This window comes from Demequina sp. NBRC 110057 (genome assembly GCF_002090175.1).
GTDB lineage: Bacteria > Actinomycetota > Actinomycetes > Actinomycetales > Demequinaceae > Demequina.
Window position 1 is genome coordinate 295,583 of record NZ_BBRN01000006.1, and the last position, 12,782, is coordinate 308,364.

Here is a 12,782-nt window from a genome sequence, read left to right on the forward strand (position 1 = left end):
CGTGTTCCTCTCTCTCCACTTTGCCGCGCGCTCCGACGTGGGCCTCGTCCGCGCCAACAACCAGGACTCCGCGTTCGCCGGCCCCCACCTGCTGGTGGTCGCGGACGGCATGGGAGGCGCCGCCGGCGGCGACATCGCCTCCTCGATCGCGGTGGGCCGCCTCGCGGCGCTCGACGGCGAGTCCCACGGCCCCGACGAGGCGCTCGACGAACTCAAGGGCGCGATCGCCGAGGCGCACGCCGAGATCGTCCAGCGCGCCGCCAACGATCCCGAGCTCTCGGGGCTCGGCACCACGGTGACCGCCCTGCTGCGCGCCGGCTCCACGCTGTCGATGGCACACATCGGCGACTCGCGCGCGTACCTGCTGCGCGACGGAGCCCTGGACCAGGTCACGACCGACCACAGCTTTGTCCAGCACCTCGTGGACACGGGCCGCCTCAGCGCGGCCGATGCGGAGAATCACCCCAAGCGCTCGATGTTGCTGCGCGTCCTGGGCGATGTGGACGCCGACGTCCCCGTTGACATTTCTGTGCGCGAGACGCGCCCCGGCGACCGATGGATGCTGTGCTCCGACGGGCTGTCCGGAGTCGTCAGCCGCGACACCATCGCCCAGACGCTGTCCGATGTCGAGGACCCGGGTGACTGCGCGGACGCCCTGGTGGGCCTCGCGCTCTCGGCGGGCGCGCCGGACAACGTCACGTGCATCGTGGCCGACGTCGTAGACATCGACGCGCAACCCGATGGCGTGGGCCCGTCGTCGTCGACTCAAATCGTCGGCGCCGCGGCGACCGACCGTCACCGCCCCACCGCCGGCGGCACCTCCGCCGCGGGCCGCGCGGCGCGCCTGCGCCAATCAGCCGCCCCCGTCGACGAGGACGACGAGCCGCAGCGCGGCTCGCGCACCTGGGCCAAGGTACGTCCGTGGGTGCTGCCCCTCATCGCGCTGCTGGTGGTCGCCGGTGGCGCCTGGGGCGCCTACGCCTGGACGCAGTCGCAGTACTACGTCGGTTCCGACGGCCTCAACGTGGCGATTTACCAGGGAATCCCCCAGGACTTGCCCATCGTCAACCTCGAGACGCTCGTCGAGGACACGGGTATCCCCGTCGCGACCCTCGAGCCGTACCAGCAGCAGCGCATCGAAGACACGATCCGCGCGGGAAGCCTCGACGAGGCTCGCGAGATCGTCGATTCGCTCGCCCTCGAGGCGACCGAAGAGCCCGAAACGGAGCCGTCACCGACCGCGTCGGCCACCCCGTCGGAGCCCGCCACGACGGCGACAGCGTCGCCATCGCCCTCCGCCGCATCGGCCGCCTCCACTGGAGAGGACGGCTAGGTGGCGACCGTCGCCGAGGTCACGGTTCGCGCTGGTCGGAGGGGCGAACTGGCCCTGCTGGGCGTCGCGTGGGTCGTCATCGTGCTCGCGATCGCGCTGGTCGACTACCACGCCGCCTTCCTCGACATCCCGACGATCGCCGCCTACGGCGCGGGGATCGCGGCACTCATGCTGGCCGCGCACGTCACGCTGCGCCGGGTGGCACCCAACGCCGATCCGGTACTGCTGCCGGCGGTGTTCGCGCTCAACGGCGTCGGAATCGCGGAGATTCGCCGCATCGACTACGCCGAGGGCACCTCATTCGGCATCCAGCAGATGATCTGGGCCGTCCTCGGCGTCGCCGTGATGATCGGCGTTCTGCTGATCCTGCGCGACCACCGCAAGCTGCGGCGCTACACCTACACGGCCGGCATCGTGGGCCTCATCCTGTACCTGCTGCCGCTCGTGCCGGGCCTCGGAGTACAGATCAACGGAGCCCGCATCTGGATCTCCGTGGGCGGCAACTCGCTGCAGCCCGGCGAGTTCGCCAAGATCGCGCTGGTCATTTTCTTCGCGGGCTACCTCGTTACTAACCGCGACACCCTCGCCCTCGCGGGACCCAAGGTGCTCGGCATGCGTTTCCCGCGCGTGAGGGACATGGGACCACTCCTCATCGTGTGGGCCGCGGCGATGCTGATCATGGTCTACGAGCGTGACCTCGGCGCCTCGCTGTTGTTCTTCTCGATCTTCCTCGGGATGCTCTACGTCGCGACTCAACGCTTCAGTTGGGTTGCCATCGGCATGAGCCTGTTCTTCGTCGGCGGTGCCTTCGCGGCCCTGACCGTCCCTCACGTCACCAGCCGCTTCGAGGCTTGGCTGCACGCCCTCGATGCCGACGTCTACTCATCGGGCACGTCGGAGCAGCTGGTCCGCGGACTGTTCGGAATGGCCTCCGGCGGGCTCTTCGGCACGGGCCTCGGCCAGGGCCGCCCCGACCTCGTGCCCTACGCCGAGTCGGACTTCATCATCGCGTCGCTGGGCGAGGAACTGGGCCTCACCGGCCTCATGGCAATCCTGACGCTCTACATCATCGTGGTGCAGCGTGCCTTCCGCATGTCGATCGGCGTGCGCGACGGCTTCGGCAAGCTCCTGTCCGCCGGGCTCGGTGTGACCATCGCCGTGCAGGTGTTTATCGTGGTCGGCGGCGTCACGCGCGTCATCCCGCTCACGGGACTCACCGCCCCCTTCCTCGCCTACGGAGGCTCCTCCCTGCTCGCCAACTGGCTCGTCATTGCCCTGCTGCTGCGCGTCTCTGATCAGGCGCGTCGACCGTCTGAGGCGGTGGCCGCATGAACGAGCCCGCGCGTCGCGTCTCCGTGGTGGTCCTCATCCTCTTCCTCGCGCTCATGGCTGCGGCGTCGTGGATCCAGGTGGTGAACGAGGAGACCCTGAGTCAGGACCCGCGCAACGTGCGCACGCTGTACCGCGAGTACGGCAACTTCCGCGGGCCCCTCGTCGTGGACGGCGAGTCCGTCGTGTGGTCCGCCCCGTCCGACGACTCCTTCAACTACCAGCGCACCTACTCCGACGGCGCCCTGTACGCCGCCGCCACCGGCTTCTACTCGATCGTCTATGGGCGCTCGGGGCTCGAGCAGACCGAGAACGAGCTGCTGGGTGGCTCGGCGGACGAGCTTTTCTGGACGCGCCTCGGGAACCTCTTCTCGGGCGAGCAGCAGCAGGGAGCGTCAGTGGAGCTGACCCTCAACGCCAGCCTCCAGCGGGTCGCGGCCGATGCCCTCGGCGACCAGGTGGGTGCCGTCGTGGCGCTCGATCCATCCACCGGCGCCATCCTCGCGATGGTGACAAGCCCCACCTACGACCCCGCCGACCTCGCCGGACACGACTCCACCGTCGTCAACGCGAACTACCAGTCACTCCTGGCCCAGGACAACGGCCCCCTCATTAACCGCGCGATCGCCGGAGACACCTACCCCCCCGGCTCCACCTTCAAGCTGATCGACGCCGCGGCAGCGCTCGAGGCCGGGTACACCCCTGAAACCGAGTTGTACTCGCCCGACGAGCTGGCGCTTCCCGACACCTCCACCACCATCGGTAACTACGGCGGCGAGTCCTGCGGCGACGGCCAGTCCACCACGCTCGCCGACGCCCTGCGCACCAGCTGCAACACCGCCTTCGCGGACCTCGGCATGGACCTCCAGTGGTCGGTCATCGAGCGTAAGGCGGAGGAGTTCGGCTTTACCGACAAGATCGAGATTCCCCTGTCCGTCACGGCGTCCCGTCTGCCGGAGGACCCGGACGACGCGCAGACCGCCATGAGCGCCATCGGCCAGTACGACGTGCGCGCCACCCCGCTCCAGATGGCGATGGTGGCCGCGGCCATCGCCAACGACGGCACCCTCATGTCGCCGTACCTTGTCGACACCGTGCGCGCGCCCGACCTCAAGGTCATCGACGTGACCGAACCCGAGGTCTACAAGGAGCCGATGACGACCGAGGACGCCAACACGCTGACCGACATGATGGTGGACGTCGTCGACAACGGCACCGGCTCCGCCGCGCAGATCAGCGGCGTCGAGGTCGCCGGCAAGACCGGCACCGCGGAGACGGGCCAAAACACCCCGCCGCACGCATGGTTCGTGTCCTTCGCGCCTGCCGACGACCCTGCTGTCGCCGTCGCGGTCGTCGTGGAGAACGGCGGTTCCGTGGGCTCCGAGGCCACGGGCGGCAAGGTCGCGGCCCCCATCGCGAAGGCGATCATGCAGGAGGCCATCCGCCTCGACCAGGAGGGCGACCTATGAGCCTTCACGCGGGAACCACCCTGGGCGGACGCTATGTGCTGCGGTCGCTCCTCGCCGTCGGAGGTATGGGCGAGGTGTGGCGTGGCACCGACACCGAGCTGGACCGCCCGGTGGCCGTCAAGGTGCTCAAGGAGCACGCCGCCGCCAACGAGACCTTCCTCAAGCGCTTTCGCAACGAGGCACGCAACGCCGCGGGGCTACTGCACGACAACATCGCGCAGGTCTACGACTACGGCGACCACGACGACACGGCGTACCTGGTGATGGAGCTCGTCGAGGGGGAGTCGCTCGCGACCATCCTTGAGCGAGAGCGCACCCTTCCAGAGGCGCGGCTGACGCGCATCATGGTGGAGACCTGCCGTGGCCTCGCGGTGGCACACGCCGCCGGCGTCATGCACCGCGACATCAAGCCGGGCAACCTGCTGGTGCGCGAGGGCGACAGGGTGAAGATCACCGACTTCGGGGTGTCGAGGTCCATGGACCAGACTACCCTCACGCAGACCGGCATGGTCATGGGCACCGCCCAGTACCTGGCGCCCGAGATGGCGCTCGGCAAGCCCGCGACCGCGCAGTCCGACCTCTACGCGCTGGGGATCATCGCCTACGAGGCGGTCAACGGGAAGCGCCCGTTTACGGCGCCCGCCGCCGTCGACATCGCGATCGCCCACGTCAACGAGGCAGTGCCACCACTCCCTGACTCGGTCTCGCCCAGCCTCAAGGCCCTGATCATGGACCTGCTCGAGAAGAACCCCCGCAAGCGGCCGAAGGACGCGAAGGCACTCATCGAGCGCATCGGCCGCCTGGAGCTGGCCAACACGCCGGGTGCGTCACCGGCGGCCGCCACCCCGGCCACGGCCGACGCGGACGAGTCGACGCGCAGCCGCTCGGGGGCGACCCGGCGCACCATGCCGCCGTCGATCGCCCCGCGCTCGTACCGCCCCCGACCCGATTCCCCCAGGCGGAGGTAGCGCCGTGAGCCCGCGTACCGACCGACCTGGAACAATGACCCACGACACGACGCACGACGTGGAAGACTGAAGGACACCATGAACGACGACGCGAAGATCCTCGGCGGACGCTATGAGATCGGCGACCTCATTGGTCGCGGAGGCATGGCCGAGGTCCACATCGGCTACGACACCCGCCTGGGCCGTACCGTCGCCATCAAGATCCTGCGCGCGGACCTCGCGCGCGATCCCTCCTTCCAGACGCGCTTCCGTCGCGAGGCGCAGGCCGCCGCGGGCCTCAACCACCCGTCGATCGTCGCCGTGTACGACACTGGCGAGGATCACACCACCGGCATGGACGGCAACCCTCAGGCGGTGCCGTACATCGTCATGGAGTACGTCGAGGGCCACACCGTGCGCGACATCCTCAAGGGAGACGTCGCCGCCCCCATCGACGAGGCCGTGGAAATCGCGACAGGCGTGCTCACCGCGCTGGACTACGCGCACCACGCGGGCCTGGTGCACCGCGACATCAAGCCGGCCAACGTCATGCTGACCCCCACCGGCGCCGTCAAGGTCATGGACTTCGGCATCGCGAGGGCGCTGGCCGATGCGGGCAACACCATGACGCAGACGCAGGCAGTGGTCGGCACTGCCCAGTACCTGTCTCCCGAGCAGGCGCGTGGCGAGACCGTCGACGCGCGCTCAGACCTCTACTCCGTCGGCTGCCTCCTCTTCGAGCTGCTCACCGGACGACCGCCGTTCATCGGCGACTCGCCAGTATCCGTCGCGTACCAGCACGTGCGCGAGGAGGCCCCCGCGCCGTCGGCCTTCGCCTCCGACGTCCCCGCCGCGCTCGACCAGGTCGTCTTGCGCGCGCTTACCAAGAACCGTGACCAGCGCTACGCGACCGCCCAGGAGTTCCTGGGCGACCTGCGCGCCGTCATGGGTGGCGGCACCGTCAGCCCTGCCACGGGCGCCGTCGCGCTTGGCTCTGCCGCCTTCGGCGCCGGCGCGGCCGGCGTCGCTGCCGCCGCCATGAACGCGGGCTCGGCCGAGGACATCTCGGACCAGCCCACGCAGGCCATGCCCGCGACCCCTGCAGGGCCCGAGACGGGCGCCACCGAGGTCATGACTCAGCCCTCCAACCAGTGGGACGCCGTGATGGCGGATTCCGCCGCGCCGGGTTCGGTTCCGCCGCCGCAGTCCGGCGGGGTCGCCACCGTCACCGGCGAGACCGATGTCGTGGACGAGGACGAGGCACGCCGCAAGAAGATCCTGTGGTGGTCTCTCGGCGGCGCCGCGCTGCTCGCCGTCATCCTGGTGCTGTGGATGGTCCTCAGCGGTGGCAACGACGACGAACCGACCACCACGATGGTCGAGATCCCCGACGTCTCCGGGATGGAGGCCGCGGCTGCACAGTCCCAGTTGGAGGAACTTGGCTTCGAGGTCACCGTCCAGCAGGAGGCGAGCACCGACGTCGATGAGGGCCTCGTCACCCGCACCGATCCCGAGGCGGGCACAGAACTCGCTGTTCCCATCGAGGGCGAGGCGCTCGCCCTGTCCGCCGGAGCCGCCACCGAGGCCACGACCTCGCCCGAGCCCGCCGTGGTGACGCTCTACGTCTCCTCCGGGCCCGATGCTGTCGAGGTCCCCTCCGTGCGCGCCAAGTCGCAGGAGGACGCCCGCCTCGCGATCGAGGCTGCCGGCCTGAAGGTGGGCTCCGTCGAGACCGAGGACAACGCAGAACTCGCCAAGGACCGCGTCATCGGCACGGATCCCGGCGAGGGCGAGCAGGTGCCCGCAGGCACCGAGATCACGCTCATCGTGTCCTCCGGCCAGGTGGAACTCGTGGACCTCACCGGCATGACCGAGGACGAGGCGCGTGCCGCGCTCCAGGAGGTGGGCCTGATCCCGTCCATCACCGAGGTCGAGGACGAGGACGCCGAGGAGGGTACGGTCGTCGGCCAGAGCCCGACCGCCGGCACCGTGGAGCAGGGATCGACCGTGACCGTCGAGATCGCGACCGCGCCGTCGACGGTGGCAGTACCCGACGTCACCGGCAAGTCGCAGTCTGACGCCGAGCGCGAGCTGGGAACGGCGGGGCTCGGGTTCACCTACGACGCCCCGCAGTACTCGGATGACATCCCGAACGGGGCCGTCATCTCGCAGAACCCGAACCCCGGCACCGAGGTCGCTCCCGACACGACGGTGACGCTGGTCCTGTCGCAGGGCCCGGAGCCGGAGCCGGAGCCGACCGACACCTCCGAGCCCGAGGTCTCCGCGAGCCCGGGCACGTAATCCCCATGAATGCGGCGGCATCGAGCAGGAATAACCGTTCCTTGACCGAGGTTTGACCTCGCATCATGCCCGATGTCGCCGCCCCAAGGACGCTGCAGTCGTCCATCGACGCCCTGTTGCCTCGCGTCCACGACCACCTCGACGCCTATGTGGAACAGGCGCGTGACGCCATGCCAGTGGCCGCCCCGGATTACGCGCGGCTCTGGGACCACCTCGGCGCGCAGTTCGCCGGCGGCAAGGACCTGCGCCCGGCCCTCACCCTCGCCGGGTACCTCGGGCTCGGGGGCGACGATCCCGACGCCGTGATCCCCGTCGCCGCGGCCATGGAGATGCTTCACACCGCGATGCTGGTGCACGACGACATCCTCGACCAGGACGAGGTGCGCCGCGGCCGGCCCAACATCGCCGGACTGAGGCGCGCCGAGCTCAGCGGGCTCGACCTGCCGCCGGCCACCGTTGACTCGCAGGTGCGCGCGGCGGCGCTGTTGGGCGGCGACCTTGCCCTCTCGAGCGCCTACGACCTCATCGCCCGCTCCACGCTTCCCGCCCACCACAGGATCGCGTGCCTGGACCTGGTGACGAGGGCCATCCGCTCCACCATCGCTGGCGAGCTGCTCGACGTCTACGGCGACATCGACCCGATGGAGCAGGCAGACCCTCTTCTCGTGTCCGCGCTGAAGACCGCCTGGTACTCGTGTGTGGTGCCGCTGCTCGCTGGCGCCCGTCTGGCCGGCGGAGACCCGACGATGCTGGCGCATCTCGAGCGCCTAGGCCTCGCCCTGGGTGTCTCGTTCCAGCTCATCGACGACGACCTCGGGGTGTTCGGCGACACCGCCGTCACCGGCAAGTCCCGCCTGAGCGACCTCAGGGCGGGCAAGCGCACCGAGATGATGCGCCTGGCCTGGGAGAGGGCCGATGCCTCCCAGCGGGCCACGCTCGAGGCTCACCTGGGCGACCCCGACCTCGACGAGGATGGCGCCGCCGCGGTGCGCGAGGTGCTGATCGCGACCGGGGCGCGCGAGGCCGCCCTGCGCACGGCGCGCATGCGCACCCGGGAGGCGTCGCGCATCGCCGCTGAGCGCATCCCCGCACCCCTGAGTGGCCACCTGGTGGCGCTGATCGACGGCCTGCAGAGCAGGGCATCGTGAGGGCGCGCGGGCCCGCGGGCCACCACGACGACGACACGTCCCTCGCGCTGTTCGACCGTGCCGCGGCTGCGGCCTCGGCGCAGGTCATCGCCCACTACTCGACGAGCTTCGGGCTGGGGGCGCGGCTGCTGCCGCGCGACATGCGCGGTCCCATCGCGAGCATCTACGCGATGGTGAGGGTCGCCGACGAGATCGTCGACACCTACCGGGGAGAGGACGCCGGGGATGTCCTCGACCGCTTCGAGGCCGAGGTTCACCGCGCCATGTCGGGTCGGTTCTCGGCCGATGTCGTGGCCCACGCGTTCGGCGCGACGGCCACCGCCGTGGGCATCGGGCGCGAGCTGGTGGACCCGTTCTTTGCGTCCATGAGGATGGACCTCACGCTCTCGGAGCACGACGAAGCGTCGTTTGCCGCGTACGTGCACGGCTCCGCCGAGGTCATCGGCGAGATGTGCCTCGCCGTGTTCATGAACGCGGGCAAGGGCCCCGCGCCCGTCGACCCCGGCCTGCGCGCGGGGGCGCGACGGCTGGGCGCCGCGTATCAAAAGGTCAACTTCCTGCGCGACCTCGGGGCTGACGCCGCCACGCGTGGCCGCACCTACTTCCCCGGCATCGACCCCGACCGCCTGACCGATGCGCAGGTCGCGGCGCTGGTCAACGACTGCCGTGAGGACATCGCGGCCGCGCGGTCCACGCTTGACGGCCTGCCGCGGCGCGCGCGCACGTCGGTGGCCACCACCGCCGACATCTACGAGGACCTGCTCGACCGCATCGCGTCCACCCCGGCATCGGCCCTCGCCGGCACGCGCGTGCGGGTGCCGGGGCTGACCAAGGCACGGCACGCGCTGCGCAACCTTGCCGGGCGGACCGCGACCCCGGTGGCTCCGTGAGCGACCGCGTCGTCGTCATCGGCGGCGGCGTCGCCGGCCTCGCTACCTCGGCGCTCCTCGCGCGCGGCGGCGCCCGCGTGACCCTCCTTGAGCGTCACGACACCGTGGGCGGCCGTGCGGGGCGCCTCGAGGTCGACGGCTTCACCTTCGATACTGGTCCCTCCTGGTATCTCATGGAGGAGGCGTTCGCCCACTACTTCGCGCTGCTCGGGCGCGACGTCGACGCCGAGCTGGACCTCATCGACCTCGACCCGCGCTACCGCGTGTACTTCGAGGACGGACCGGGCGCCGCATCCAGGCTCGACGTCACCGCCGATCCTGCCGCCAACTGGGCGGCCTTCGAGGCGCTCAGCGCCGGCGACGGGGCGGCGATCCGCCTCTACGCGGAGGCCGCCGGTGACCGCTATCGCCTGGCGCTCGAGAGGTTCCTCTACACCACCTTCGAGAGGCCCGACCGCTCGCTCGACGCCGCCACCGTGCGCCGCCTTCCCGAGCTCGCGGGCCTGCTCACACGCTCGCTCGGGTCGTCGATCTCTTCTCAGGTGCGCGACCCGCGGCTGCGCCAACTGCTGGGCTTCCACGCCGTCTTCCTGGGCTCCGCGCCCGACCGGCTGCCGAGCCTGTTCTCCCTCATGAGCCACCTCGACCTTGTCGAGGGGGTGCGGTACCCCCGCGGCGGGCTCTACGCGGTGGTCGACGCGCTGCGCAGTGCCGCCGAGGCCGAGGGGGTCGAGATCCGCACCGGTGCCCGCGTGGCCCGCATCGAGGTGGAACGCGGCAGGGCCACGGGAGTGGCACTCGAGACCGGAGAGGTGGTGCCGGCCGATGCCGTGGTGTCGGGAGCCGACATGCACCACACGGAGACCGCGCTCCTGGATCCGGAGCACCAGTCGCGGCCCGAGCGCTCGTGGCGACGCAAGCGCCCGGGCGTGAGCGCCCTTATGGTGCTCGCGGGCGTGGAGGGCAACCTTCCCGAGCTCGCGCACCATACCCTCGCCTTCACCCGCGACTGGGACGCGAACTTCCGCGCCATCATGGACGACCTCACGGTCCCTCACCCCGCCTCGATCTACCTCTCACGCACCTCCGCCACGGACCCGAGCACCGCTCCCGCGGGGCACGAAAACCTGGCCATGCTGGTGCCGTTCCCCGCCGACCCGGCCCTCGGGGCCACCGCCGCCTCGCGCACGGCGCTCGACCAGCACATCGGCCGCTACCTCGACCAGGTGGGCCGCTGGGCCGGCATCGACCGCCTGCGCGAGCGCACCTCCGTCAAGAAGGTCCTGACCCCGCACCACTTCGCGACGCAGCTCGGCGCGTGGCGGGGCGGGGCGCTGGGGCTCGAGCACTCGCTCGCGCAATCGGCGATGTTCCGGCCGTCGAACGTCTCCGCGAAGGTCCCCAACCTGCTGTTCGCCGGCTCGTCCACCGCGCCCGGCATCGGCGTGCCCATTTGCCTCATCTCCGCCGAACTCGTCGCTAAGCGACTCCTGGGCGACACCGGCGCGGCGCCGCTTCCCGCGCCGTTGCCGGACGGCTTCCTGGGGCGCTCTCGCAGGTCCGATGCGCTCGGCAGCCTCGCACGCTCCCTCGCCTCGGGTGGGGAGGCGCCGTGACGCAGTGGCTCTACCTGGCCGCTCTCCTGATCAGCATCGCCGGCCTCGCCACGCTCGACTGGCGCTACCGCGTGGCGCTGTTCGCAGAGCCCCGGCGCACACTCGCCACCGTGGGGATCGCCGTCGCGTTCTTCCTGCTGTGGGACCTGGTCGGCACCGGGCTGGGGATCTTCTTCATCGGCGACGGGCCGTACCAGTCGGGAATCGTCATCGCGCCCGAGGTGCCGCTTGAGGAGGTCTTCTTCCTGATCCTCCTCACGTACCAGACGCTGCTGCTGTGGCGGGCTTTCGCCCGGCGACGGGAGGCGGCGTGACCTACGTGCTCCTGTCCGTCGTCGTCCTCGCCGTCCTCGCGGTGGCCTGCCTGCCGGTGCTCAGGCGACTGCCGCATCGGCCCCTCGCGCTCACGGCGCTCGTGCTCCTCACCCTGACCGTCGTCTTCGACAACGTCATCGTCGGACTCGACATCGTCGCGTACGACCAGGACCTCATCTCCGGGCTCAGGATGCCCATCGCCCCCGTCGAGGACCTCGCCTACGCGGTGGGCGCCGTCCTGCTGGTGCCCACCCTGTGGGAGTTGCTGGGGCCACGGCGGGGCACGCGTGCGGGGGAGGCCCAGTGATCGGCGCCCTCGTGCGCGCCTCGCGCCCCATCAGCTGGATCAACACCGCCTACCCCTTCGCCGCCGGCTACCTCATGGCCACCCACGAGGTCGACGCCGTATTGGTGGTCGGCACCCTGTTCTTCCTCGTGCCCTACAACCTGCTGATGTACGGCATCAACGACGTCTTCGACTACGAGTCGGACCTCGCCAACCCCCGCAAGGGCGGCGTCGAGGGGGACGTGGTGCGGGATCGCGCGCAGGCCGGGCGCATCCACCGCGCCATCCTCATCGCCTGCGCCGTCACGGTGATGCCGTTCATGGCGTGGCTCCTCGCGGCGGGCGACGGGTGGGCGGCGGTGACGCTGCTGCTCGTCGTCTTCGGCGTGGTCGCATACTCCGCTCCCGTCCTGCGCTTCAAGGAGCGGCCGTTCCTCGACTCGCTCACCTCGGCGCTGCACTTCGCGGGGCCGCTCTTGTATGCGCTGGTGCTGGCGGACGTCCCCCTCACCGCCGACGGCGTGTGGCCGGTGTGGACGGCCTTCGTGCTGTGGGGAATGGCCAGCCACGCCTTCGGGGCCGTCCAGGACGTGCGTGCCGACCGCGCGGGCGGCATCGGCTCCGTAGCGACGGTCATCGGCGCGCGTGCGACCGTGAGGGTCGCCGTCGGCCTCTACGTGGCGGCATCGGCCCTGCTCCTGGTGCTGTCGTGGCCCGGCATCCTCGCCGCGGCGCTGCCGCTCGCGTACGCGGCGTCCACCGCGCGCTTCTGGTCGATCACGGATGCCACGTGCGAGGAGGCCAACCGGGGATGGCGCACCTTCCTGTGGCTCAACCAGCCGGTGGGGTTCCTCGTGACGGTGCTGCTGATCGTCGAGTGGAACGGCTGGGCCTAGGCGCTGCGCCCCGGCCCGCGCCCGCGGTGCTTCTTGTGCACCGCCTGGCGGGTCACCCCAAGGTCCACGGCGATCTGCTCCCACGTGAGCCCGTCGTTGCGCGCGCGGCGCACCGCGGCCGCCTCGTCGCGCTCGATCTGGGCCCGCTGCCGCCGCACCTCCTGGAGGGCGGAGCGCACGCCATCGGGGTCCCGTGCATCGGCCATCGTCACCATCGCGTCCGTCCTCTCGCCGTGTCAACTCACGTTGACA

At 70.7% G+C, this 12,782-nt stretch carries 12 protein-coding genes; 11 read left to right on the forward strand and 1 reads right to left on the reverse strand.

Annotated elements, in window-relative coordinates; translation table 11 throughout:
* The first annotated feature begins 1 nt into the window (after position 1).
* From B7K26_RS12160 to B7K26_RS12210, 11 genes are all read left to right on the forward strand, one after another.
* Positions 2-1,333 (forward strand): PP2C family serine/threonine-protein phosphatase, encoded by a 1,332-nt coding sequence (locus B7K26_RS12160; RefSeq protein WP_084079468.1) that lies wholly within the window; start codon positions 2-4, stop codon positions 1,331-1,333.
* A complete protein-coding gene (locus B7K26_RS12165) occupies positions 1,334-2,665 on the forward strand; it encodes an FtsW/RodA/SpoVE family cell cycle protein (protein WP_084079469.1) in 1,332 nt (443 codons plus the stop codon).
* Positions 2,662-4,131, forward strand: a complete 1,470-nt coding sequence (locus B7K26_RS12170; RefSeq protein ID WP_084079470.1) for a penicillin-binding protein 2 — start codon at positions 2,662-2,664, stop codon at positions 4,129-4,131. The genes B7K26_RS12165 and B7K26_RS12170 overlap by 4 nt, the downstream gene beginning before the upstream one ends.
* Complete coding sequence (locus B7K26_RS12175; RefSeq protein ID WP_084079471.1) at positions 4,128-5,099, forward strand: serine/threonine-protein kinase; 972 nt, start codon at positions 4,128-4,130, stop codon at positions 5,097-5,099. The genes B7K26_RS12170 and B7K26_RS12175 overlap by 4 nt, the downstream gene beginning before the upstream one ends.
* Before the next feature lie 78 nt (positions 5,100-5,177).
* Positions 5,178-7,379: a Stk1 family PASTA domain-containing Ser/Thr kinase gene (gene pknB, locus B7K26_RS12180; RefSeq protein ID WP_084079472.1), complete on the forward strand. Its 2,202-nt coding sequence runs from the start codon at positions 5,178-5,180 to the stop codon at positions 7,377-7,379.
* Between the two features lie 65 nt (positions 7,380-7,444).
* A complete protein-coding gene (locus B7K26_RS12185; protein ID WP_084079473.1) occupies positions 7,445-8,527 on the forward strand; it encodes a polyprenyl synthetase family protein in 1,083 nt (360 codons plus the stop codon).
* Positions 8,524-9,417, forward strand: coding sequence for a squalene/phytoene synthase family protein (locus tag B7K26_RS12190; protein ID WP_084079474.1), 894 nt, complete (start codon positions 8,524-8,526; stop codon positions 9,415-9,417). The genes B7K26_RS12185 and B7K26_RS12190 overlap by 4 nt, the downstream gene beginning before the upstream one ends.
* Complete coding sequence (gene crtI, locus B7K26_RS12195) at positions 9,414-11,033, forward strand: phytoene desaturase family protein (RefSeq protein ID WP_084079475.1); 1,620 nt, start codon at positions 9,414-9,416, stop codon at positions 11,031-11,033. The genes B7K26_RS12190 and crtI overlap by 4 nt, the downstream gene beginning before the upstream one ends.
* Positions 11,030-11,347, forward strand: coding sequence for a lycopene cyclase domain-containing protein (locus B7K26_RS12200; protein ID WP_084079476.1), 318 nt, complete (start codon positions 11,030-11,032; stop codon positions 11,345-11,347). The genes crtI and B7K26_RS12200 overlap by 4 nt, the downstream gene beginning before the upstream one ends.
* Positions 11,344-11,655, forward strand: a complete 312-nt coding sequence (locus B7K26_RS12205) for a lycopene cyclase domain-containing protein (protein WP_159449691.1) — start codon at positions 11,344-11,346, stop codon at positions 11,653-11,655. The genes B7K26_RS12200 and B7K26_RS12205 overlap by 4 nt, the downstream gene beginning before the upstream one ends.
* On the forward strand, positions 11,652-12,530 hold the full coding sequence (locus B7K26_RS12210; RefSeq protein WP_375537584.1) for a prenyltransferase: 879 nt from the start codon (positions 11,652-11,654) through the stop codon (positions 12,528-12,530). The genes B7K26_RS12205 and B7K26_RS12210 overlap by 4 nt, the downstream gene beginning before the upstream one ends.
* Here B7K26_RS12210 and B7K26_RS12215 read toward each other — a convergent pair.
* A complete protein-coding gene (locus B7K26_RS12215) occupies positions 12,527-12,736 on the reverse strand; it encodes an AsnC family protein (protein ID WP_234998808.1) in 210 nt (69 codons plus the stop codon). The two genes, B7K26_RS12210 and B7K26_RS12215, sit on opposite strands and share 4 nt — an antisense overlap.
* Between the last annotated feature and the right edge of the window lie 46 nt (positions 12,737-12,782).

Bases quoted from the DNA above. Each gene is read 5' to 3' on its own strand.
- B7K26_RS12170 (WP_084079470.1), top strand. From the start codon at position 2,662: ATGAACGAGCCCGCGCGTCGCGTCTCCGTGGTGGTCCTCATCCTCTTC.
- B7K26_RS12175 (WP_084079471.1), top strand. From the start codon at position 4,128: ATGAGCCTTCACGCGGGAACCACCCTGGGCGGACGCTATGTGCTGCGG.
- pknB (WP_084079472.1), top strand. From the start codon at position 5,178: ATGAACGACGACGCGAAGATCCTCGGCGGACGCTATGAGATCGGCGAC.
- B7K26_RS12185 (WP_084079473.1), top strand. From the start codon at position 7,445: ATGCCCGATGTCGCCGCCCCAAGGACGCTGCAGTCGTCCATCGACGCC.
- B7K26_RS12215 (WP_234998808.1), bottom strand. From the start codon at position 12,736: ATGGCCGATGCACGGGACCCCGATGGCGTGCGCTCCGCCCTCCAGGAG.